Origin of the sequence: Butyrivibrio sp. CB08, from assembly GCF_003625485.1 — a bacterium.
Classification (GTDB): domain Bacteria; phylum Bacillota; class Clostridia; order Lachnospirales; family Lachnospiraceae; genus Butyrivibrio.
In genome coordinates, this window is the sequence record NZ_RAIR01000009.1 from 16,391 (window position 1) to 38,366 (window position 21,976).

Below are 21,976 nucleotides of genomic sequence, written 5' to 3' on the forward strand. Positions count from 1 at the left end.
GAAAAAGAGAATGCTATGATTTGGAGTTAGCATAAGCTAACGATTTTAAAAGGAGGAGTGGACAATGGAACTTACTTTTGGTGATGTACAGGAAACAGCTCTTATTCCACTTGCGATAAAGGCAAGTGAGACAGCAAGATCTAATGCCAGGATAATTGATCTTAAGGCTAAAGAGATCATTGATGCGCTTGGAGTTGACGTTAGTAAATACGATCCCTTTTTATCACATGAGGGTGTAGTGGCTAGAACAATACTATACAGAAATGAGTTGAAGCGGCTTATCAGTAAATATCCGGATGCACTCTGCATAAATCTTGGATGTGGTTTTGATGATAAGTTCTTGCAGGTAGACAATGGCAAGATCACGTGGTTTGATGTGGATCTTCCGGATCAGATAGAGAAGAGACGTAAAGTGTACTCCGACAGGGACAGGTGCACAATGCTTGATGGAAGCGCACTTGATGGAGAATGGACCGGGCAGCTTCCTAAGCGGGACATGACAATCGTTGTAATGGAGGGAGTCCTTGAGTATTTCTCCAAGGACCAGGTGAAGACATGCATTAATATGCTCTGTGACAGTTTCGAACATGGATATCTTCTTGCGGAGCTTCATTCTCCGTTCCTTGAAAAGAATGGTAGCCATCACGATGCTGTGAAACATACTAATGCTTCTTTCGGCTGGGGAACAAAGTCAGGCCGTGAATATCTGGATCTTGAACCAAGGATGAGCCTTGTGTCTGAGACAAATTATAACGAAGAAATGAAGAAATACTCAATACGCGGAAAACTTTTTGCTATCGTTGGAAAGAACATCAACAACAGACTGGCAGTATTTAAATGGTAAAGCATTAAGGGCGGAATGTATGGATAAGTTTAATGACATCGGAATTGATGACAAGTTAGACTGGAACAGGATAGAGAAGCTTATGCGGATAGGCATATTTGCCGCATGCATGGTGCTTGTGGGAGATGTGCTTATAGGTTATGGGATGCATGATTCCTCTAAAACAGGTATGGAATGGTTCTTGTCAGCATATTTGCAATTATCGGATACCAGAATGTTTTGGTCAGCATTTCTGGGATTCATAGGTATTCCGCTTGAGGCACTTTGCTATTTTGGAGTGTACAGGCTGATTGTTCCTAAATCACAGAAATATGCTCATCTTTATAGAACAGGAATACTTGGGGTATTGGCTTTCGCGGGATGTGGAGTGCATGTCCCGTGTTTGTCCACATGCTTCTTTTACAAGTATATGAACGATGCTGCCCCGGAGATTGCAGTAGATGCAGCAGTGAAATTTGGTAAATACTTTCTTTTGCCGGGAATGATAGTGTTCTTTCTATTCTGGATCATCCAACATGTGGCACATATTGCAGCATTCACAAAAGGGCTGACTCCATATCCTAAATGGTGCTGGATATTCTGTCCTGCGGTAGGAATGGCCGCAGTCATGCTGTTTAAGTTCCTTCCTGAATCAGAAGTTCGCAATGCTATTACTGCTGCTTGGATCAGTATAGGGAATTTGTGGATGTTCGTTGGACTTTTGGTTATGGCGAAGAAAGTTAAGGTTGGTGACAGATGATTATTCTGATACAGATGGTTTTATTCTGCCTGCTTTTTACTGCGATGGTCATGTACGCGGTAAGAGGGGGCGCTATTGATGGATTGTATTTCTATCCGAAAGCAGTACAGGAAAGGGCTATAGATATAGGTTTTATAACAAAAGAAACTATGCAGAAAAAACGCAAGGTCTTCATGACAGAGTTTTACATAGTAATGCTGACAGCGCTTGTACTCATTATCGGATTATGGAACAGAGTCTCTGATTACAAAACGGCATATTTACAGGCTCTGCTATTTCTTGAAGTAATGAATATCTATGATGGTATTGTCATAGACAAGATCTGGGTTGGACATAGCAGGTTTTGGATCTTGCCTGGCTGTGAAGATATTCCATATGTTCAGACTTGGGGCCAGGTTTTGAAAAAAAGAAGCTTGCTGGCAATGATATGGATAGCAGGAGCTGCTATAGTTGCAGGGATTGTGGTGTTTTTGTTTTGAAGGGGGAAATGAGATGTATATCAACGAGTATGGAAATCCGAATAATCCAAAGCTCATATTGCTGGCGCCAATGATGATATCCGGTGCAAATCTGTATGATCTGATGAGTCCGTATCTTAAGGGAGATTACTTTATCATCGCTCCCGATCAGGGAGGCCATGGTAAAGCCGGGGCATATATCAGCGCTGATGATGAGTACAGACAGCTTAAATCGTATCTGACTGATAAAGACTATAAGGATATCAAGCTTGTATACGGAGCTTCACTTGGCGTAGCAGTTGCATGGCGGCTATTCTGGGATTCCGATTTTAATTTAGAACGTGCCTGGTTTGACGGTGTTGCACTCAATAAGAGTTCTAAGATGGCAGAAGTGCTTGTGTGTAATCTGTTCAGAAAGAGAAAGAAACAGCTGGATAAGACTCATGTGGAAGCATCAAAATCCCTAGTGGATTGGTATGGCTATGACTTCGCAAAGATGATGACTAAGAACTTTGAAAGAATCACGCTGAGTGATATCGATGCAATATGCCATGCATGCTGTACCTACGATATGAAGCCATTGTCAAAAGAGCAGCAAGCTAAACTGCACCTGGAGTATGGCGAGAAGGACTTTGACCTGAAGCTTTCTAGAAAATCTTTTGCCAAGTATATGCCGGATGTGAAGGTGGTTATTAGAAAAGGATATCCGCATTGTGGATACATGGCTGCGCATACCAGAGAGTATGTTGAAGAAATAGAGGAATTTGTAAATGTTTAAAAAGACAAAGAATATAAGGGGACTTATTTGTGGAATCATCGGATGCCTATGCTATGGAAGCGGAGATTGGCTTATGATGTATGGTGATCCTTCATACTCGGGGAAACTTTTTTGGCTTACATCGGGAACGTCCCAGATTCCTCAGTGGAGATATATGCTGGCAATGGCTCTTGCATTTCCAGGAATAGTTTTCTACGGCATAGCGCTGTTTGCGGTACAGGAGTATATCAAGGATGAAAAGCATAAAAGGATTTATCATTACCTGAATGCCTTTGGGCTTACACCTTGGATTGCACTTCACCTGGTCTATGTGGTGATATTGAGTTTGTTTGCATGGCTTAATAATAATGGCTTTACGCAGGATGCAATCACGATATGCGAAGCACTTTTTGGAAGCTTCTCATGGATTATCCTGGTAAGTGAAGTATTGATGTTGCCAGTGTTTATGTTTTGGTTTTTTCTTCAGATTACAGGAAAGACAGTGTTTAAGAAGGGCATGGCATTTACAAATGTGCTCGTTATATTTGGTATTTTAAAGACTATAGCTTCACTTATGCCAATAAGCGCGTTTAGACTGGGATTTACGAACGGACTTATGAGTGAGAGTATGATCATCTGGTTTGCGTTGGTGTTTTTGGGAATTGGCCTGGGAAATATATAATTCCTCCCTGCCAAATCCAGGTTAAAAGAAAAAGTGGACGACTCATATATACAGGATGAATTCAGGCATGAGCAGTATGTAGTTGCCACCGAGGGTAACAGGAAAATCCTCATATCGGGATGCGCGCACAACGGGATCCTGAATATCCTTGGTGAATATGAAAGAAAATATGGATCCCAGCCTGATGCTGTTATCAGCGGATTCCATCTGATGAAGAAGTCTGGCTACACGGATGATGAGATCACTGAGATCATTGATACCGCAAAAAGACTTAAAGAGTACCGGACAACATTTTATACCTGTCATTGCACAGGAGTTAAGGCATATGAGTCGATGCGCTGCATCATGGGTAATCAGCTGAGGTACGTCCACTCAGGTGAAGAAATAAGGCTGAAATACCAGAAAAGTGTACAAGAGGAAAGGAGAGGACAGTTTATGAAATGGCATAAGTTTTTTGCATGGGCAACAGTAATATGCTTTATCATCACCATGATGACCGGATATGAAAAGAAATGAGGCTATATGAAAAAGTATATACCTGAAAAAATGGTAGCTATCAGCAGATATCAGAACTTTTTTCCTACTCTGGACTTAGGGATCAGGCAGGATATCTATGCCAGGATGGCAGAACTGATTGAGGAAGAAAAAGCGTACTGTGACATGGGAAACTATGACCACATGTCCCAGATACTAACTTCCATTGCTATGTATGAAGTCCTTCAGAAGCATGGAAAGTCGGAGGAAGAAGCCTACAGGATCGTATCTGAGGAAATGTGGAAGTTCCTTGACCCTTCAGGCTTCCAGAAACTGTCAAAGAAGAGCTTTTTCCTGCCACTGATGAAAAAAATTGTACCTTTTGGATTTAAGCATGGATCAGGAGCTGGTTGGAAATATACCTGGCATACAGATACTGATGCCAAGAATGAATTTCATTTTGAGTGCCGTGAATGCATTTATGACAAAATCCTCAGACCAAGGGGACTTATCAAGTTGGGAGCCATGTGCTGTCATGCAGATATCATCAATTATGGTCAGCTCCACTATACGGATTTTATAAGGACAAAGACGCTGTGCCAGGATGGTGACTTCTGTGATTTCCTTTTTGTCAGACATGATACAGATGTCGGTGACGGATGGGAAAGAACAAAGAGCATTTGAGGAGGCGGAGAGTATGCATAGCTATTACTCCGAAAACAAAGAGAAGATAAAAAAGGGAATGAATGAATTTTTTATTCTTGTTTCTGCAGAGCTTGAGAATGCAAGTTCAAGAAAATATCATGAAGTCCTTCAGGAAATTTGGGATTACTATGAAGCAAATCTCCTTGATAAATTTCCATACATAGGTGGGGATAAGGTGAGCGGTACAAGGAACCTGACCGGAGCCTATTATTTTGTTGCGATGGGAGAAGTGCTTAAGAAGTACGGCTTATCCCTTGAAGAATCTGGCCACCTGATGGTTCTGGTTTATGAGAGATACTATCTCAAGATGCCCGGACTTATACGCACTCTTATGGGCAAAATATATAGGAATCCCAAAATCCTGAATAAAATGCTTCTGAAAAAAGATGCTAAGAATGCTGCAAATGCCGTGAAAAATCCGGGAAGCTTTGAAACACAGACGCAGATTCCCCCAGAAGAAGGGTATGACTTCAGCTATCATAACCTGGTATGTCCTCTGTCAATCTTTGCGAAGAAATATGGGTATGAAGAATACATGCCTTATCTGTGTAATCTGGATTATGTGATGTTTGGAGTATTGGGAGCTCCACTCTACCGGGAACATACCTGCTTTGAGGATGGGGACTTCTGTGACTTTAAGTTAAAGAATGATGCGACTCCGCTTCCCTATTGGCCTCCGGTGTTTTCACAGGATAACCCTTATAAATGAGATGGCGATATAAAGTGGGAGGCTGAATGTAAATGGTTACTCTTAAGGAACAGGTGGATATCAAAGCTCCCTATGAGCGCATGGAAGCATGGGCAAACAACTTTCAGGAAGAATTCGTAAGATGGAGTCCATATCATACAGAGTGCGAAATGTACGATGGTGGCTACCAGAAAGGGATGAAGGTTCGCTTCAGGGAGATTGTAGGCGGACTTGATTACAACGTGACCGGATTTATTACGGATTGCGAACAGGATAATGATCATTTCCGAATTGTATTTCAGAGTGAGAAGAAAACATCATTTATTACGTTTGAGGGCCAGAAAACAGCTGACGGATGCAGGTTTATTCACACGGAGGCTTTCGGACTCACAAAACCTGTGATAGGTCCAATCCTGGAATTTTTTACGTTTAAGGTGTTTTACAGAAAGTGGTGCAACTGGAAGCTTATCAGGGAGGATATGATCTTGGATAACAAGTATCTGAATGATATCCTGACTGAGGGGAAGTATCCGGAGCGCCTGACGGGGATTGATGGTTAGTGACTTTACGAAGGTAGAATGTATAAATAATGCATAATATTTTATTAAGAAAAATAGGTGCGTCGTCGATTATATTTGAAGATATTCTTCCCAAACTTGCACCAAATGCAAGTCCAAAGTGATACCTTATTTATAGTAGCAAAACCATAGATATGTGAGGACTTGGATATGACTTCAGGAGAAAAGGTATTAGACATACTGATGGCTAAGGACGACAAAGAATTGTACTCATCGATAAGCAAGCTTACTGACAATCAAAAGGACATTGTTATTGTTTCGTTGGTAAAGACACTTAAATCCTATACAGCTGAAGCCAAATTTGAATGATAACGATATGATAACGTTCTGAAACGCTGTGATAATGTTTTGAAACAAATTGATAACGCCGTGATAATTGAAAGGCTTTTTAGGGCGTGATATTATTATGATGGACAAGGGAGCAGGCAAGAGCCAAATGCTTCCTTGTTTTTTCTTGGCCAAGAGAATAAAGACATGAACCGGGCATCAGATCATGAGTGCAAAATGCATTCGTGGGACTGGTGCCTTTTTCATGCCTTGAAGCCAGGTGGTGAAAACCGCAGGGCATGACACTTATAACGGCTCGATTATACAGAAAGAGGTGTATGAATGGATTTCGATACATTCAAAGAAGACCTTGCCAAAGCGGTTAAGGACAGACTCGAGTTGATCTTCGACAGGGAGTATTCAGTTGAGGCTCACACAGTTGAGAAGATGAATCAGACCTACGAGGCTCTGGTAGTTAAACCTGAGGACAGCGCCATTGGTGTGAACATCGGCATCGATGCTGCATTCAAGGAATATTCAGATGGCAGATCATTTGACATGATAGCCAGACAGATTGCCAGTGCTGCAGAGCATGCCCTTGATAATCATCCTGCGTTTGATCTTGAGGCACTTACCGATTACAGCCAGATGAAAGGCAAACTTGCCATGGAGGTTGTTTCTGCAGAAAGAAATGCAGAGCTCCTTGAGACTGTTCCTCATAAGAACATGGAGGATATGGCGATTGTTTACCGTATTGTTCTTGACTCATCTTCAGAGGGAAGAAGCTCGATTCTTGTGACAAACAAGATGCTTGATAACTACGGTATCACGGCAGAGCAGCTTCATGCTGATGCGATGTCAATTGCTCCGGAGGTAAGACCTGCGGTAATCCAGGGACTGTCTGAGGTGATGGCGGAGATGATGGGTGCTGAGCAGGCAGAAATGCTCGGGCTTGGACCTAAGGCTGATGAGCCTATCTTCGTTGCAACTGTTGAGGATAAGACCCAGGGCGCTGGAATCCTTGCTTATCAGGATTTCATGGATCAGGCGGCTGAAAAGCTGGGTGGCAGTTTCTACATCCTGCCTTCATCAATTCATGAAATTCTCCTTGTGAAGGACAACGGCCAGTTTGACCGTGCTTCCTTAGAGAAGATGGTCAGAGAGGTCAATGCTACACAGGTAGCTCCTGAGGATAAGCTCACGGATAGTGTTTATCACTACGATTCCCAGGCTAAGGTCTTTGAGCTGGCTGAGAAGTTCGAGGCAAGAGAGGTTGCGGGAAAAGAGAAAGATTCTCTGATCTCAGATCTCAAAGCCAAGAAAGAGGAAGTTTCCAAGGCTCCAAAGAAGGAGGATGTCGCAAAACCTCCCAAGACCAAGGGAGGAGAAGCTATCTGACGGAGGGTAAACCATGGTAAACGACTCTACATCCAAAGAGGCGTATCTGTTTGCTTACCATAAGTGTGTGAAGGCGGGAAAACTTACCGGCAAGACCATGATTAAGCTCCTTAAGTGGGCAGTAGTCAAGGGCTGGAATAAGATTTCCGCCTCCAACACGAACCGGCATGGCAAGCAGCGCATCAAACAGCTCATCCGTAAGGACCAGGGTGTTACCAGTGTAGATGTTTCCAAGACTGAGCTTCGTGATTTTCAGAAGGTGGCCAGAAAGTACGGCGTTGATTTTGCCGTTGTTAAGCACCTTAATGAGAAGCCTCCGGTATATTCTGTTTTCTTTAAGGCTAAGGATCAGGATGCCATCACTGATGTTATACGTGCGTATACTCAGAAAAAGCTTATGAAGGAGCAGCGCCCTTCGCTGTTAGAACACCTTCATAAACTAAAGGAAAAGGTGGCAAGTGCTCCCAGGAAGGTAATCCACAGGGCAAAGGAGAAGGTAAGATGATCACTTATGAGACTATTTTGCAAAATCCCAGAGCTCTTGTGGGAATAATAGGTCTGGCGGTTATGCTGCTTGTTCTTTTTATTTGGGACAGGCGGGATAACCGCAAGAAGTTTCGTCACCGGGAAGAATACGGCTCAGCAAGATGGGGGAATAGTAAGGATATTGCTCCTTATGTTGATCCCGACTTTTTCAATAACGTCATTCTTTCTGAGTCTGAAAAACTTACCATGAATTCCAGACCGGAGAATCCCAAGTACGCAAGAAATAAGAACGTCCTTGTAGTGGGAGGTTCCGGCTCCGGTAAGACCAGATTTTTTATCAAGCCTAACCTTCTTCAGATGCACTCATCCTATGTAGTAACAGATCCCAAGGGACAGTTGCTCCCTGAGACCGGCCATGCACTATATAAGAATGGATACGATGTTAGGGTGTTCAACACCATCAACTTTGCAAAAAGTATGCATTTCAATCCATTCAAATATGTGCACACCGATAAGGATATCCTGAAGCTTGTAAATGTCCTTGTGGTCAACACAAAGGGAGAGGGAACCAGTAATGATCCGTTCTGGGAAAAAGCTGAGAGGCTTCTTTATACGGCACTTATTGGTTATATCCATTACGAAGCTCCTGAGGAAGAGCAGAATTTTTCTACTCTCCTTGAGATGATTAATGCCATGGAAGTCCGTGAGGATGACGAAGAGTTCAAGAATGCGGTCGACCTGATGTTTGAAGAGCTCGAGGAAAAGAATCCTGAGCACTTCGCAGTGAGGCAATATAAAAAGTTCCGCCTTGCTGCCGGCAAGACCATGAAATCTATACTCATAAGCTGTGGCGCCCGTCTCGCCCCATTCGATATTGCTGAAGTCAGAGAAATCACGATGTATGACGAGCTTGAGCTCGATACAATCGGGGATAAGAAGACAGCTCTTTTCCTGATCATGTCAGACACGGATGCTACCTTCAACTTTCTGATTTCAATGATCTACACTCAGCTTTTCAATCTTCTGTGTGAAAAGGCAGATGATGTCTATGGTGGAAGGCTTCCGGTTCATGTGAGGTGCCTCATCGATGAGTGCGCCAACATCGGCCAGATCCCTAATCTGGAGAAGCTTGTCGCAACGATCCGAAGCAGGGAGATATCAGCGTGCCTTGTGCTGCAGGCAAAATCGCAGCTAAAGGCTATATACAAGGATAATGCAGATACTATAGTCGGCAACATGGATTCACAGATCTTTCTTGGTGGTACAGAGCAGACAACTCTCAAGGATCTCAATGCCCAGCTGGGAAAAGAGACTATTGATTTTTTCAACGTTCAGGACACCCGTGGAATGAATCCTTCCTATGGTATCAATTATCAGAAGGCAGGTCATGACCTTATGAGCATCGATGAGCTTGCTGTCCTGGACGGTTCCAAGTGTATCGTTCAGCTAAGAGGTGTAAGACCATTTCTTTCAAAGAAATATGATCTGACAAAGCATCCTAACTATAAGCTGACAGCAGACTACAGCAAGAGGAATCTTTTTGATATTGAGAAGTTCCTTAAGCAGCAACACAATATGATCCTCAAACCAGATGACGAGTACTACGTCGTCGATGATATAGATGAGGAAATGTAACTATTGACCGGCATCCCGTTATGAGGGAAGTCGCTGACCGCACAAAAAATAGCGGTAGAAAGGTTTTTGGGTTTAAGAATTATGGCATTTTTTCAGAGTTCAGTAACAGTACTTCAGTCACTTGTAATCGCGCTTGGCGCTGGGCTTGGAATATGGGGTGGTGTAAACCTCATGGAAGGTTACGGCGGTGACAACCCCGGCGCGAAGAGCCAGGGAATGAAGCAGCTGATGGCGGGAGGTGGTATTGCCCTCATCGGAACAACGCTTGTACCTCTTCTTTCAGGTCTGTTTTGATCTGGCAGAAGTCGAGAAGTACACGGAGGCTGGGGAGTAGAATCCCCGGCCTTTTTACTAACGGAGGGCATGAATGGAAACCGTAATCGAGGCAATGGAGCAGTGGATAAAGGACTTTCTCATCACGGGTATTATGAAGCACCTGGGCAATATATTTGACTCTGTGAATACTCAGGTGGGTGAGATAGCGGCTACAGTAGGACAGACTCCGTCCAGTTTTATGCCGGCTGTGTATCGGCTGATAAGGGACCTGTCGGAGAACATTATCATGCCAATCGCAGGAATCATCCTGACATTTATTGCTTGTTATGAGCTTATTCAACTGGTTGCAGGCCACAATAACCTGGCTCATTTTGAGACCTGGGTTTTCTTCAAATGGGTCCTTAAGACTTTTGTGGCAGTAACACTGATATCAAATACCTTCACCATTACGATGGCTGTTTTCGATGTGGCCCAGTGGGTCATCTTAAATAGCGGAGGAATAATATCCGGAAGCACTACGATAACTGCTGCAGATCTTGCGGCGATACAGTCGAATCTTGAAGCGATGGAGTGGGGAGAGCTGGCGACAATCTACATGCAGACATTTATCCTGCAGTTTCTTCTTCAGTTCCTTGCAATCATCATATTCATTATCGTTAATGGCAGAATGGTTGAAATATATCTGTATGTCAGTCTTGCTCCTATTCCTTTTGCTACCTTTGGCAATCAGGAACAGAGCCAGATGGGACAGAACTACTTTAGATCCTTGTGGGCACTTGGTCTTCAGGGATTTTTGATCATGGTCTGTGTTGGCATTTATGCAGTGATGCTCCAGACAGTCAGTGTCACAACTGATGTGGTGGATTATCTCTGGAAGGTTCTTGGTTTTACAGCGCTTCTTGCATTTACGCTGTTCAAGACAGGATCAATTGCCAAGGCAATACTTCACGCACATTAAGGAGGCGCTATGGCTAACTATATCAGTGTGCCCCGCGATTTTTCCCGTGTGAAATCGAAGGCATATTTTAACCTGACCAAAAGGCAGCTTGTCTGCTTTACACTAGCGGCAATAATAGGTGTTCCGTCTTTCTTTCTGATAAAGAGAATCGGGAGCACAACAGTGGCATGTCTTGGCATGATGATCGTCATGATGCCACTGTTTTTTCTTGCCATGTACGAAAAGAATGGGGAGCCTCTTGAGGTCTATTTAGAGCATTTTATCGATGCTGTGTTTAAAAGACCCAGAAAGCGCCCCTACAAAACCAAGAATTATTACGATCTGCTTGCTAAGGTAGCACTGCAGGAGAGGAGGCGCCGTGGTAAAGGCAAAGAGTAATCTTTTCCGCAGGGAAAAGAAAAAGGACAACATCCCATATACAGCTCAGGAGAGCATTCCTTTTGAAAGGATGTTTCCCGATGGTATCTGTCGTGTTGGCAAGAATTTCTATACCAAGACAATCCAGTTCCAGGATATCAACTATCAGCTGGCTCAGCAGGAAGACCAGACCGAGATATTTGAGGAATGGTGCAGCTTCCTCAACTTCTTTGACAGCTCTGTGCATTTTCAGATCTCATTCCTGAACATGGCAACAGATGCTGAGAAGTTCAGAAAAAAGATTGCCATAAGACATCAGAATGATGGCTATGACAATGTCCGTGACGAGTACAGCTATATGCTGTTTCATCAGATGCAGGCAGGTAACAACGGTCTTACCAAGACTAAATATCTCACCTTTGGCATAAATGCAGAGTCAATCAAGGTGGCAAAGCCGAGGCTGAACCACATTGAGGTTGACCTTCTCAACAACTTCAAGCGTCTTGGTGTTGTGGCAGAAACACTTAACGGAAAAGATAGGCTTGAAGTAATGCATGCGCAGTTCCATATAGGCGGCGATGCCAAGTTTTTCTTTGACTGGAAAGACACCATCAGGGCAGGAGCTTCCGTTAAGGATGTCATTGCTCCAAGCAGTTTCGAGTTCAAAGGCAGCCGTACCTTCAAGATGGGTGAGACCTATGGCTGCATGAGCTTTCTTCAGATCACGGCTTCTGATATAAGTGACAGGATGCTGGCTGATTTCCTTGGCATGGATTCAAGCCAGGTGGTCACTATGCATCTCCAGTCAGTTAATCAGAATGAGGCCATCAAAACCATCAAACATACCATCACGGAACTTGACCGCTCCAAGATTGAGGAGCAGAAAAAGGCCGTGAGAGCGGGTTATGACATGGATATAATTCCTTCAGATCTTGCCACTTATGGTAAGGATGCAAAAGACCTTTTGAAGGAACTGCAGTCCCAGAATGAGCGAATGTTTCTGATGACATTTCTCATCATGAATACCGGCAGTAATGAGCAGGAGCTGGAGAACAACTTCTTCCAGGCTAACAGTATTGCCCAGAAGCATAACTGTAACCTTGTGAGGATTGATTTCCAGCAGGAACAGGCTCTTATGAGCAGCCTTCCTCTAGCAACAAACCTCATAGATATCAAGCGAGGCATGACTACTTCCTCTACAGCCATCTTTGTTCCTTTCACAACACAGGAACTGTTCCAGAGCGGGGATGAGTCGCTTTATTATGGGCTCAATGCTCTTTCCAACAACCTGATCATGGTTGACAGAAAAAAGCTTAAGAACCCTAATGGCCTTGTTCTTGGTACACCGGGCTCAGGTAAATCTTTCTCGGCAAAAAGAGAGATTGCAAATGCATTTCTCGTAACAGATGATGACATAATCATCTCAGATCCTGAGGCCGAGTACGCACCACTGGTTGAAAGATTCGGAGGCCAGGTCATCAAGATCAGCCCTACTTCTGACCAGTACATCAACCCCATGGACATCAACATGAATTACTCTGATGATGACAGTCCTGTAATGCTGAAGGCTGATTTCATCCTGTCACTATGCGAACTCATCGTGGGCGGAAAAGAGGGACTGCTTCCAGTAGAGAAGACCGTCATCGACAGATGTATCCATCAGATCTATCAGAGGTACTTTGAGAACCCTGTTCCGGAGAATATGCCTCTTTTGGAAGATCTGTACAAAGAGCTTCTAAAGCAGGATGAAGCTGAAGCCAAGCATGTAGCAACCGCTCTTGAGATTTATGTCTCAGGTTCCCTTAATGTCTTTAACCACAGGACAAATGTTGATATCACCAACAGAATTGTCTGCTACGACATCAAGGACCTGGGCAAACAGCTCAAGAAGATCGGTATGCTTGTTGTGCAGGATCAGGTCTGGGGCAGGGTCTCGTCGAACAGAGAAGCCGGAAAGTCCACAAGATACTACTTGGATGAAATGCATCTGCTCCTTAAAGAAGAGCAGACTGCAGCTTACACAGTAGAGATCTGGAAGAGATTCCGTAAGTGGGGCGGCATTCCGACCGGCATAACCCAGAATGTAAAAGACCTTCTGGCTTCCAAGGAAGTAGAGAATGTCTTTGAAAACTCTGACTTTGTGTACATGCTCAATCAGGCTGTTGGAGATAGACAGATCCTTGCCAAACAGCTCAATATCAGCCCTCATCAGCTCTCGTATGTGACCCATTCGGGAGAAGGTGAAGGGCTTTTGTTTTATGGCAATGTCATCCTGCCATTTGTGGACAGATTCCCAAAAGACTTAGAGCTTTACCGTATCATGACCACGAAGCCTCAGGAAGTTCAGGAAGCAAAGGAGCAGTGCTGATGAATGAAGGCAGATCAAAGAAGTCCCCCGGTAAAATGGGGGACAAGCTCAAGAATGAGACCACCGCCGCCCAGGCGATGGCCTCAAAGTTCCGAAGCGGCAAAAAGGACAATTCTCTTACGTTAGAGGAGAGAAAAGCCCTTAAGAAGCTCCGAAAACAGGGCAGAAAGGCAGCCCGTAAAGAGGAGGTGACAAGGGAGGCAGTAAGACGTGGTGCCGGGCAGGTATCAGATTCTGTAACAGATATGTCCTCAGAATATGAAGATTATAACAGTGCAGAAGAAAGTGCCGGTGCTGCGGTCTCGGCGGTAAGCGCAGTCGAGACGAAACTCAAGTCCGAGCTCTACAGCAAGAAGCAGTATGAGCATGTTCATACAAGACAGGTCAAGGAGGAAGATGTCGTAAAGAAAACCGGCTCCAATCCCAGGTCCAGGGAAGCCCAGAAGAAGATCATCAAGCGCGAGATGCAGGAGGCTGCCTACAAGAAGAGTGCCAAGGAAGCCGCCAATGAAGTGGGTAATATTTCAAGGCGTTTTGTTGATCAGGCAGAAGACATTGCGGGCAAGGTTGCTGAATTCATCAAAGAGCATCCCAAGGAGATAGCAATTGGTGTAGCAGTTGTGCTGCTTATCATTTTCATCGCGGGTACTTTTTCTTCCTGTGGCTCTGTTGCAGGGGGAATGTCCAACATAGGTGTGACGACCAGCTACACAGCGGAGGATGTCGATATCCTTGCAGTTGAAGCTGACTATAGAGAGCTGGAAGAAGAACTTCAGGATACAATCGACAAACTTGAAGACGATTATCCTGACTACGATGAATATCAGTATGAACTGGATAACATTGGTCACAATCCTTACCAGCTTGCAGCATTTCTGACGGTTCTCTTTGAGGACTACACCGAGGCGGAAGTTCAGGAGACTCTTCAGGAAATCTTCGAAAGGCAGTATGAGCTGTCTATCGAAGAGATTGTGGAAGAGAGGACCGATGAGGACGGGGAGGCTTATGATTACTACATCCTTAAGACAACCCTTGTTAATAACACCATGGACACGGTGGTGAGAGAGTGGGGGCTTGATGATGATACTCTTGGACGTTACGAGATTCTTCTCGAGACCTATGGTAATAGGAAGTATCTTTTCGAGGACGATATTTATGCCATAGTTGATCCTGAAGATGAGTATGAAGTTCCTCCGGAAGCTCTTACTGATACAAGGTTTGCCAACATGCTGAGGGAGGCGGAAAGATATCTTGGATATCCTTATGTCTGGGGCGGAAGTAATCCCAGTACTTCCTTCGACTGTTCGGGGTATGTCTGCTGGGTTATCAATCACTGTGGCAATGGCTGGAATGTTGGCAGGACTACTGCAAACGGACTAAGAGCCAGATGCACAAGGGTCTCGGTATCGGACGCAAGACCAGGCGACCTTATCTTTTTCCAGGGCACCTACGATACTCCGGGGGCGAGTCACGTTGGCATTTATGTGGGGAGCGGAATGATGATCCATTGCGGAAATCCCATCAAGTATTCATCCATAAACACAGCATACTGGCGTAGCCACTTCATGTGCTACGGCAGAATTAATGGTTAGGAGGTATTATGTACGAACGTATAGACAGGCTCCGTGAGGAGCTTGGAAGGGCACGGCAGAGGCGACTGGAAGCAGAGCGCAGGGTAAAGCAGTGTGAGCAAAGACTCAAGGAAGCTGAGAACAATCAGATCCTTGCTGAAGTCGGAGCCCTTAAACTGACACCGGAGCAGGTTTCTGAGTTTCTTAAGCTGGCAGCTTCCGGTCAGATCCCGGCTCCTGGAACAGGCTATGTTCCGGGAAAAGAGCTTGTGGCTGAAAAGTCATTTCAAGATATTTCTGATGACGAAGACTACGAAGAAAGCGAGGTTATCGATGATGAAGAGGTTTAACAAAAGAACCATTTTGACCAGGGCTGTGGCGGGGGCTGCAGCTCTTTTTATTGGCATGAGTCCTGTTACGGCGTTTGCTCATGTTGATCCTGAAGCCGAGGCAGAAGAAGAGCTGCCGGAGATTGTTCCTCCGGAGGAAGATACTCCAATTGAGGAATACGGTCCACTTACTCCGGATGGAAACATGGAGCTGGTTGATGACTACGGCACGCTTGAGTGCGGCGGCAAGCAGTTCATTACCGTTGTTACCAAGAGCGGCAATTACTTCTACATCATTATCGACAGGGATGATGACGGCAACGAAAACGTCCATTTCCTCAATATGGTGGATGAGAGAGATCTCCTTTCACTAATGGAGGATGAAGAAGTGGAAGAGTACCTTGCATCAGTTGCTCCTAAGGAGGAACCGGTAAAAGAGCCGGACCCTGAGCTGGTTGCAGTAGAGCCTGAGCCTAAAAAGCAGACGGACTTTACACCTCTTTTGGTAGCACTTCCCATCATGGGCATAGGTGCGATTGCAGGTTATTTTGTTCTCAAGAACAAAAAGAAACAGCCTGTCCAGGAGGAAGATCCTGACGCTGATTATATAGATGAAGAGGATGATTACCTTTCCCAGTATTCCGATGATGAAGAGGAAGAGGGAGATGAGTAATCGCACCTTCACAATCCGTGCCAGAGTAACACCAGAAGAGATGCAGATTATAAACGACAGGATGGAGGCGGTGGGTATTAACAATGTTAGTACCTACCTCCGAAAACTTGTCCTTACAGGGTATGTGATCGAGATGGATATGAGTGATTTCAAGGAAATCTTAAGGCTCGTTCATATCTGCAGCAACAATCTGAATCAGTATGCAAGACGCGCCAATGAGACAGGCAGCATCTACAAAACTGATATAGATGACCTGAAGAGATCACATGAGCAGATTCTGTGTCTTCTGGGCGAGATTCTGGACAAGTTGGGTTCCATGCAGTAACAGAAATGGGGTGATGGATTGGCTGCTACACGTCTGATTGCCATGCATGTAAATAAAGGCATGACTGTTAATCAGTGCATGTCTGCAAGAGTCAGATATATCAATGATGATGAGAAGACAGAGGATGGGGAGTATGTCACAACCTATGCCTGTAATGCCCTTATTGCCGACAGTGAATTTGCAAATGCTAAAAGAGAGTATCTGCAGAAAACCGGAAGGCAGTATAAGGGCGACATCATTGCTTATCAGATTCGCCAGTCCTTCAAACCGGGCGAAGTAACGCCTGCGGAAGCTAATCAGATCGGCTATGAAACTGCCATGCGTTTTACAAAGGGACAGCACGCTTTTATCTGCTGCACCCACACTGATCATGAGCACATTCATAACCACATCATCTATAACGCTGTTAACCTTGACTGCGACAGGAAGTTCAAGGATTCCTGGTTTTGCGGGATTGGCCTAAGAAGGCTCAGTGACATCATCTGTCTTGAACATGGTCTTTCCGTAATTGAGCCATTCAAGCATCGCGGAATAAGGCCCAGGTATGAGAAATCCTACCGGGCAAATATCCGTGAAGCTGTGGATAAAGCTCTTTTGCAGAATCCAAAAGACTTTGATGCCCTGCTCCAGATTCTTATGAATGAAGGCTATGAAGTGAAGCGCGGTAAACATACTGCACTTCGCGGACATGACCGTAAGAACTTCGTAAGATTCCGTACCCTTGGAGAAAAGTATTCCGAAGAGAATATCAAAAACATTCTTGAAGGCACATCTCCAAATGAGGAAAAGAGCACTGGTCGTGAGTTTGACATTCTGATAAATCTTCAGGAAAAACTCAGGCAGGGTAAGGGCAAAGGCTACGAGAACTGGGGTAAGAAGTTTAACAACAAAGCCATCATGAATACTCTTTTGTTTTTGGACGAAAAGGGGATTCGCAGCTATGACAAGTTGTGTGAACTTGCTGATATGAAGGCAGAAGAGTTTCATGCTTCTTCAGATTCAATAAAAGAACTGGAGAGTAGGATCACTGAGCTGAAAGAGCTTCGCCAGCATATCATCAATTACTCCAAGACCCGGAAGACCTACGAAAACTATCGCAAGGCTGGTTACAGCAAGAAGTTTTATGAAGCCCATCGTGAGGAAATCACGATTCATAAAGCTGCCAAGGAAGCCTTCAATAAACATGAGGGCAAGCTTCCAACGGTCAAAGACTTAAGTAAGGAGGTTTCTGAGCTTATGGCTAGAAAGAAGAAAGGGTACCGCGAGTACAAACTTGCCAGGGAGGAGCATAAAAAACTCCAACAGGCAAAGAAAAACGTCGAGATGTTTCTTGAGCTGGAGAAGCAGAACAAGGAACAGAAAAAGAAGAGGGTTATCGACTGCCCTGTTCGATGATTTTTCAGCAATGCATAGCAAGCGTGGCCTTTCGTTTTACGAAAGAAAGAGGGTTTGGGAGGTTTCTCCCAACAAGCGGCAAGAGACTTTGTAGCACAAAGACACTGCTTGCCACTTTCTTTTAGGCCTCGTAGATATGCGCGAACGCGTCGGCACGGCGCGAAAAATAGGAAGGAGGATTTCCGCTGTGAACAAAGTTATTCTTATGGGCAGACTCACCAGGGATGCCGAGATCAGAAATGCTGATTCCGACAAGAAGGTGGCCCGCTGCGTCCTGGCAGTAAACAGGTCATTCAAGAAGGAAGGGGAGGAGGCTCAGGCTGACTTCATTAACCTGGTTGGCTTCAAAAACCAGGCTGACTTTCTTGAGAAGTTCGGCAAGAAAGGCGTCAAGTTACTCGTCACCGGTCGCATCCAGACCGGACACTACGACAAAGACGGTTCCACGGTTTATACTACTGATGTGATTGCTGAGCAGCTGGAATTTGCTGAGAGCAAAAACGCTGCAGGCGGTGGTAATGAGGAGTCCGGATCCGGCGATGGTTTTGCTGATATCCCGGATGGCTTTGAGGGACTTCCCTTTAACTAAATAGGGAAGAGATTTGGGCGGCTTTAGGAGATTTTTCTCCCGGGGCCGCCTTTATTTTTGTGCAAAAAACGCGACTGTTTTGGGGCAGTATACCTTGGGATAATTAAGGTACTTCATGAAGAATAAAAACAAAGGTTGGTAGAAAAATGGTTATCAGAAACACAAGCGGGTTACGCAAAAATATTTCCATTGTAGTTAATAACAGAGCATCACGAAAGAGCCTTCCTGAGGGCGAGCAGTATGTCATTGTGTCTAAGGTTGCATATCTTCTTGGAGTACATAAGAGGATATTTGAGAATGAGTTTGAACCGCCAAAGATAGAGATCTTTAATGAGCTGGAAGAGGAAAGGAACGCCAGGATCATCAGGAACCTGTGCATGCTAAGGACTCAGCTCGAAAGATCCTTCCAGAAAGTCAGTCAGACGATTTTGAGGGAAGACAGGAGTATTCAGCGCATGCCGGAATATATTTCCGATATTGCCATGAAACAGCTCAGTGATGATGGCATTGATATTTACAAAAATCTCTATGATCCCAGACGTTTTCTTATTGCACTTAACATGAATATCAAGAGTCGCATCAATAACTGTAAAGCTCTTTTCCCGGAGTGGCTCAATTGGGAGTACCTGGCTGATATCTTTATCATGCCGGATGGCGATACTGAAGAAGGAACCCTTCGGGCGGCCAAGGAATACTACGCTAACATGGAGTTTTATCCCTACAAGCATTATATGAACTGGCCTGCCAGGAACTGTGGCAACATTCTCTTCTGTGATAAGAGGTTCGTGGTTTTGCTCTATGAATGGAACGGAGATACCTTCACCCACAGGAACTGGGTTTCCGATGTAGATGAAAAAGCCAAGGGCGACATATATAGATTCCTGGAGGAGAGCAGGAAGTGCATCTTCATCGTGGACTGCGAGAATTCTGATCCTTACAGTTTGTGTGCAGCCATTAGAAGCCTGGACGAGGAAAAACTCTCCAAGATCGACAAGATCATTCTCTTTGATGATGTGCATGCGGCTTCTGCCTGGGATATGCTGGAGGGCTATATCAACATTCCGGTGGAGTACATCCTCATCGAGCGCCTTAAGGAAAGCAAGTCCCTGGCAGATGTAAAAGTCACTGCAAGGACCTGCAGGGAGTTCTATGCAAATGAGATTGATTCCTTTGTCCTTGTTTCCAGCGATTCTGACTACTGGGGCCTTCTGCAGGAACTTCCCAGTGCAAGATTCCTCATCATGATGGAGCACAAAAAGTGCAGCCACATCCTCAGAGAGAATCTTGCCAGCAAGGGCGTGACCTACTGTTACATCGATGACTTCTCCACAAAGGGCGGCGAGGATATTAAGACCGCAGCTCTGCAGAAAGAGCTGGCGACTTCTTTGAAGGAAGCAATGAGCATTAACCTCAATCAACTCATGAGGAATGCCCTGGTTCGCACCAGGATCGACATGAGCGATGAAGAGGCAGATGCCTTCACCCAAAAGATAAGGGACAGGCTAAAGCTCCAGATCAGCGATGAGGGCGATGTGGTAATTGCATATCAGGTTAGTTGATAGCTGAGTGTTTGTTGGGCAGTGCCGGGTGGTGCTGCCCTTATTTTTTGTTTGTGTACTTTTAAAAGTCGCATGGTTACTGCATTTCAAAGCTGTCATTTTTATCGGACTCTTCGTGTGGCATTAATAGAGTGTAACCTGAAACGAAGCCTATTTTTTGATGACAGAAATGTGAGGTGAGATCCATGAAACCTGAAGAATTCATCATATTGTTTGGTTCAAGAAATCCAAGGGCCATAGATAAGGGAGATGTCATTATTGCAAGGGTTGCATTGTTTATGGTCAAGTTTGTGATCGCGGTAATCATAGCTTTTGGAGTTTTTCTTGCAATTGTTTTCTAAGGAGGTTTACATGGAACGACTTATCTATTGGATAAAAAAATGTATAAATCATAACAATAGGTTCTGTAAACACTTCTGCGTGACCTGTGAGTTCTATGATTTTTGTAGGAGAGATGGGGAGCTGGATTAGAAAAAGCATATTATGGACATTATGGCTGTTTTCATCCAGTTGAATAAGAATCGCAAGAAGTTGCATTAATTCAACGTGAACATAGTGAATAGAATACCTCGATATGGTAAAATGAATAAGTGCTGTTTATTTGCATTTATTCTAGTGAGGTAAAGCATGAGAATTAGTTATAAGAAGCTATGCCGGATATGACGTTGACGATTTCGATGATGATTTCGGAGACGACTTTGGAGATGATTTTTAATCGTGTGTGTTTTGACATATGCAGATCCTGAATGAAATGATCCATCCTCTGGATAGTAAGGATTTGTTGCCACAGGGTGTGCGGTCTGGTAGGGGATTTCGTGAGATCAGCCGGGCTACTCCTTTCTAAAACTTGTGAAGGCGGTTTTATAATGACAGATGAACAGAAAACAAGAATACGACAGGCAGAACCAAATGATTGTGAATTTGATGGAATGCCTATGCACCCACATTATAGGCATTTTTTGATTTGTGCGGGATTTAAGGATTTATGTGAAGTGGAGTCCAAAACGGAAGAAGAGTTCATAGAAATAATGAATAATGCTAAAAATCGGGCGGGACAACCGTTATCACACATGAATAATCTTGGAAATACTATGGTAAGAAATCTTAAGAAATATGGTCTTGTTTTTAAAGAAAACGAAGATTTGTGATGGCATTCGGGCTGGGACTTATGAGAGTCCTAGTCCATTTTTTTGGGGTGAAACAGAGCTGTTAGGGTTATAATGGATATAACTGTTTTGGAGGAGCTTTGTTAATGGGAAAGACAGCTATTGTTTATTATAGCCAGCATCATGGGAATACTAAGAAAGTACTAAATGCCATTGCCGATTATGACAATGATGTTACGCTTATCGATGTAACTGAAAAGCATGAAGTGGATCTGACAGGATACGATAGGATAGGATTTGCCAGTGGCATCTATTTTGGGAAGTTTGCAGAGCAGCTTCACAACTTTGCGAAGGTTAATCTGCCTACCGGTAAGGATGTGTTTTTTATCGCAACTGCAGGTAATCCAATAAACCACAACTTTAATTCCATCGTGGCTGCTACCAAAGAGAAGCACTGCAACGAGATAGGAAGATACCAATGTGGTGGGTTTGACACCTTTGGCCCATTCAAGATTGTAGGAGGGCTTCAGAAGGGGCATCCTACAGAGGAAGAGCTTCAGGCCGCAGTGGAGTTTTATAAGAATTTATAATCGCTGACATATATGAAGCCGCTGACCTTCTTTATATGAGAAAAAACCAGCGGCGTTGTGTTAGGGAGGACCCTCTGGGTGTGGACCAGAGGGATGTGTGTTATGAAAAAGTTGTATGTGTGTGGGGGTCAAGAAGCTTTGTTCTTCTTGATGGTTTTATCATAGAACT

26 protein-coding genes and 1 pseudogene are annotated in these 21,976 nt (G+C 44.3%); all 27 read left to right on the forward strand.

Features of this window, described 5'->3' with window-relative positions; genetic code table 11:
* Positions 1-64: 64 nt before the first annotated feature.
* Positions 65-844 (forward strand): class I SAM-dependent methyltransferase, encoded by a 780-nt coding sequence (locus tag D6855_RS13915; protein WP_120742151.1) that lies wholly within the window; start codon positions 65-67, stop codon positions 842-844.
* 19 nt (positions 845-863) lie between these two features.
* Positions 864-1,583 (forward strand): DUF6796 family protein, encoded by a 720-nt coding sequence (locus D6855_RS13920; protein WP_120742153.1) that lies wholly within the window; start codon positions 864-866, stop codon positions 1,581-1,583.
* A complete protein-coding gene (locus tag D6855_RS13925) occupies positions 1,580-2,062 on the forward strand; it encodes a hypothetical protein (RefSeq protein ID WP_305781712.1) in 483 nt (160 codons plus the stop codon). The genes D6855_RS13920 and D6855_RS13925 overlap by 4 nt, the downstream gene beginning before the upstream one ends.
* 13 nt (positions 2,063-2,075) lie before the next feature.
* Entirely contained in the window at positions 2,076-2,819 is a 744-nt protein-coding gene (locus tag D6855_RS16825) for an alpha/beta fold hydrolase (protein WP_199712458.1), read from the forward strand.
* Complete coding sequence (locus D6855_RS13935) at positions 2,812-3,480, forward strand: DUF6796 family protein (RefSeq protein ID WP_120742155.1); 669 nt, start codon at positions 2,812-2,814, stop codon at positions 3,478-3,480. Before D6855_RS16825 ends, D6855_RS13935 begins: the two co-directional genes overlap by 8 nt.
* A 33-nt stretch (positions 3,481-3,513) precedes the next feature.
* Entirely contained in the window at positions 3,514-3,996 is a 483-nt protein-coding gene (locus D6855_RS13940; RefSeq protein WP_120742157.1) for a hypothetical protein, read from the forward strand.
* A gap of 6 nt (positions 3,997-4,002) precedes the next feature.
* Complete coding sequence (locus D6855_RS13945) at positions 4,003-4,638, forward strand: L-2-amino-thiazoline-4-carboxylic acid hydrolase (RefSeq protein ID WP_120742159.1); 636 nt, start codon at positions 4,003-4,005, stop codon at positions 4,636-4,638.
* A gap of 13 nt (positions 4,639-4,651) precedes the next feature.
* The gene (locus D6855_RS13950) at positions 4,652-5,368 is read left to right on the forward strand and encodes an L-2-amino-thiazoline-4-carboxylic acid hydrolase (protein WP_120742161.1); all 717 of its coding nucleotides are present in this window, start codon (positions 4,652-4,654) and stop codon (positions 5,366-5,368) included.
* A 32-nt stretch (positions 5,369-5,400) separates the two neighbouring features.
* Positions 5,401-5,907 (forward strand): SRPBCC family protein, encoded by a 507-nt coding sequence (locus D6855_RS13955; protein WP_120742163.1) that lies wholly within the window; start codon positions 5,401-5,403, stop codon positions 5,905-5,907.
* Between the two features lie 168 nt (positions 5,908-6,075).
* Positions 6,076-6,234: a hypothetical protein gene (locus D6855_RS16710; RefSeq protein ID WP_158589545.1), complete on the forward strand. Its 159-nt coding sequence runs from the start codon at positions 6,076-6,078 to the stop codon at positions 6,232-6,234.
* A gap of 300 nt (positions 6,235-6,534) precedes the next feature.
* The gene (locus D6855_RS13960) at positions 6,535-7,590 is read left to right on the forward strand and encodes a DUF5688 family protein (protein ID WP_199712459.1); all 1,056 of its coding nucleotides are present in this window, start codon (positions 6,535-6,537) and stop codon (positions 7,588-7,590) included.
* 13 nt (positions 7,591-7,603) lie between these two features.
* Positions 7,604-8,095 carry a PcfB family protein gene (locus D6855_RS13965; RefSeq protein ID WP_120742165.1) on the forward strand — a complete coding sequence of 164 codons (492 nt, stop codon included), beginning with the start codon at positions 7,604-7,606 and terminating at the stop codon, positions 8,093-8,095.
* 35 nt (positions 8,096-8,130) lie between these two features.
* Positions 8,131-9,711, forward strand: a pseudogene (locus D6855_RS13970) (VirD4-like conjugal transfer protein, CD1115 family); the annotation flags it as partial.
* Positions 9,712-9,792: 81 nt separating this feature from the next.
* Entirely contained in the window at positions 9,793-10,005 is a 213-nt protein-coding gene (locus tag D6855_RS13975; RefSeq protein WP_026653618.1) for a Maff2 family mobile element protein, read from the forward strand.
* Between the two features lie 73 nt (positions 10,006-10,078).
* Entirely contained in the window at positions 10,079-10,945 is an 867-nt protein-coding gene (locus tag D6855_RS13980; RefSeq protein WP_120742166.1) for a VirB6/TrbL-like conjugal transfer protein, CD1112 family, read from the forward strand.
* 9 nt (positions 10,946-10,954) lie between these two features.
* Positions 10,955-11,323, forward strand: coding sequence for a PrgI family protein (locus D6855_RS13985; RefSeq protein ID WP_120742168.1), 369 nt, complete (start codon positions 10,955-10,957; stop codon positions 11,321-11,323).
* The gene (locus D6855_RS13990; RefSeq protein ID WP_243111952.1) at positions 11,304-13,670 is read left to right on the forward strand and encodes a VirB4-like conjugal transfer ATPase, CD1110 family; all 2,367 of its coding nucleotides are present in this window, start codon (positions 11,304-11,306) and stop codon (positions 13,668-13,670) included. The genes D6855_RS13985 and D6855_RS13990 overlap by 20 nt, the downstream gene beginning before the upstream one ends.
* The gene (locus D6855_RS13995) at positions 13,670-15,262 is read left to right on the forward strand and encodes a C40 family peptidase (RefSeq protein ID WP_120742170.1); all 1,593 of its coding nucleotides are present in this window, start codon (positions 13,670-13,672) and stop codon (positions 15,260-15,262) included. Before D6855_RS13990 ends, D6855_RS13995 begins: the two co-directional genes overlap by 1 nt.
* 8 nt (positions 15,263-15,270) lie before the next feature.
* Complete coding sequence (locus D6855_RS14000) at positions 15,271-15,591, forward strand: DUF4315 family protein (protein WP_120742172.1); 321 nt, start codon at positions 15,271-15,273, stop codon at positions 15,589-15,591.
* On the forward strand, positions 15,575-16,243 hold the full coding sequence (locus tag D6855_RS14005) for a DUF4366 domain-containing protein (protein ID WP_158589546.1): 669 nt from the start codon (positions 15,575-15,577) through the stop codon (positions 16,241-16,243). Before D6855_RS14000 ends, D6855_RS14005 begins: the two co-directional genes overlap by 17 nt.
* Positions 16,236-16,568 carry a plasmid mobilization protein gene (locus D6855_RS14010; protein WP_120742176.1) on the forward strand — a complete coding sequence of 111 codons (333 nt, stop codon included), beginning with the start codon at positions 16,236-16,238 and terminating at the stop codon, positions 16,566-16,568. The genes D6855_RS14005 and D6855_RS14010 overlap by 8 nt, the downstream gene beginning before the upstream one ends.
* An 18-nt stretch (positions 16,569-16,586) precedes the next feature.
* Complete coding sequence (locus tag D6855_RS14015; protein WP_120742178.1) at positions 16,587-17,963, forward strand: relaxase/mobilization nuclease domain-containing protein; 1,377 nt, start codon at positions 16,587-16,589, stop codon at positions 17,961-17,963.
* Between the two features lie 187 nt (positions 17,964-18,150).
* The gene (locus D6855_RS14020; RefSeq protein ID WP_120742180.1) at positions 18,151-18,552 is read left to right on the forward strand and encodes a single-stranded DNA-binding protein; all 402 of its coding nucleotides are present in this window, start codon (positions 18,151-18,153) and stop codon (positions 18,550-18,552) included.
* A gap of 146 nt (positions 18,553-18,698) precedes the next feature.
* The gene (locus D6855_RS14025; protein ID WP_120742182.1) at positions 18,699-20,111 is read left to right on the forward strand and encodes an NYN domain-containing protein; all 1,413 of its coding nucleotides are present in this window, start codon (positions 18,699-18,701) and stop codon (positions 20,109-20,111) included.
* Between the two features lie 185 nt (positions 20,112-20,296).
* Entirely contained in the window at positions 20,297-20,452 is a 156-nt protein-coding gene (locus D6855_RS16715; protein WP_158589547.1) for a hypothetical protein, read from the forward strand.
* 525 nt (positions 20,453-20,977) lie between these two features.
* On the forward strand, positions 20,978-21,259 hold the full coding sequence (locus D6855_RS14030) for a hypothetical protein (protein ID WP_120742184.1): 282 nt from the start codon (positions 20,978-20,980) through the stop codon (positions 21,257-21,259).
* A 104-nt stretch (positions 21,260-21,363) separates the two neighbouring features.
* Positions 21,364-21,807, forward strand: a complete 444-nt coding sequence (locus D6855_RS14035) for a flavodoxin family protein (RefSeq protein WP_120742186.1) — start codon at positions 21,364-21,366, stop codon at positions 21,805-21,807.
* The last annotated feature ends 169 nt before the right edge of the window (positions 21,808-21,976 follow it).

Excerpts from the sequence above, each read along its gene's own strand:
- D6855_RS13985 (WP_120742168.1), top strand. The coding sequence starts at position 10,955 with ATGGCTAACTATATCAGTGTGCCCCGCGATTTTTCCCGTGTGAAATCG.
- D6855_RS13925 (WP_305781712.1), top strand. The coding sequence starts at position 1,580 with ATGATTATTCTGATACAGATGGTTTTATTCTGCCTGCTTTTTACTGCG.
- D6855_RS14030 (WP_120742184.1), top strand. The coding sequence starts at position 20,978 with ATGACAGATGAACAGAAAACAAGAATACGACAGGCAGAACCAAATGAT.
- D6855_RS14035 (WP_120742186.1), top strand. The coding sequence starts at position 21,364 with ATGGGAAAGACAGCTATTGTTTATTATAGCCAGCATCATGGGAATACT.
- D6855_RS16825 (WP_199712458.1), top strand. The coding sequence starts at position 2,076 with ATGTATATCAACGAGTATGGAAATCCGAATAATCCAAAGCTCATATTG.
- D6855_RS14000 (WP_120742172.1), top strand. The coding sequence starts at position 15,271 with ATGTACGAACGTATAGACAGGCTCCGTGAGGAGCTTGGAAGGGCACGG.
- D6855_RS13955 (WP_120742163.1), top strand. The coding sequence starts at position 5,401 with ATGGTTACTCTTAAGGAACAGGTGGATATCAAAGCTCCCTATGAGCGC.
- D6855_RS13980 (WP_120742166.1), top strand. The coding sequence starts at position 10,079 with ATGGAAACCGTAATCGAGGCAATGGAGCAGTGGATAAAGGACTTTCTC.
- D6855_RS13965 (WP_120742165.1), top strand. The coding sequence starts at position 7,604 with ATGGTAAACGACTCTACATCCAAAGAGGCGTATCTGTTTGCTTACCAT.
- D6855_RS14005 (WP_158589546.1), top strand. The coding sequence starts at position 15,575 with ATGATGAAGAGGTTTAACAAAAGAACCATTTTGACCAGGGCTGTGGCG.
- D6855_RS16715 (WP_158589547.1), top strand. The coding sequence starts at position 20,297 with ATGAAACCTGAAGAATTCATCATATTGTTTGGTTCAAGAAATCCAAGG.
- D6855_RS13950 (WP_120742161.1), top strand. The coding sequence starts at position 4,652 with ATGCATAGCTATTACTCCGAAAACAAAGAGAAGATAAAAAAGGGAATG.
- D6855_RS13915 (WP_120742151.1), top strand. The coding sequence starts at position 65 with ATGGAACTTACTTTTGGTGATGTACAGGAAACAGCTCTTATTCCACTT.
- D6855_RS13960 (WP_199712459.1), top strand. The coding sequence starts at position 6,535 with ATGGATTTCGATACATTCAAAGAAGACCTTGCCAAAGCGGTTAAGGAC.
- D6855_RS13920 (WP_120742153.1), top strand. The coding sequence starts at position 864 with ATGGATAAGTTTAATGACATCGGAATTGATGACAAGTTAGACTGGAAC.
- D6855_RS13995 (WP_120742170.1), top strand. The coding sequence starts at position 13,670 with ATGAATGAAGGCAGATCAAAGAAGTCCCCCGGTAAAATGGGGGACAAG.
- D6855_RS13935 (WP_120742155.1), top strand. The coding sequence starts at position 2,812 with ATGTTTAAAAAGACAAAGAATATAAGGGGACTTATTTGTGGAATCATC.
- D6855_RS13945 (WP_120742159.1), top strand. The coding sequence starts at position 4,003 with ATGAAAAAGTATATACCTGAAAAAATGGTAGCTATCAGCAGATATCAG.
- D6855_RS13975 (WP_026653618.1), top strand. The coding sequence starts at position 9,793 with ATGGCATTTTTTCAGAGTTCAGTAACAGTACTTCAGTCACTTGTAATC.
- D6855_RS14025 (WP_120742182.1), top strand. The coding sequence starts at position 18,699 with ATGGTTATCAGAAACACAAGCGGGTTACGCAAAAATATTTCCATTGTA.
- D6855_RS16710 (WP_158589545.1), top strand. The coding sequence starts at position 6,076 with ATGACTTCAGGAGAAAAGGTATTAGACATACTGATGGCTAAGGACGAC.
- D6855_RS14010 (WP_120742176.1), top strand. The coding sequence starts at position 16,236 with ATGAGTAATCGCACCTTCACAATCCGTGCCAGAGTAACACCAGAAGAG.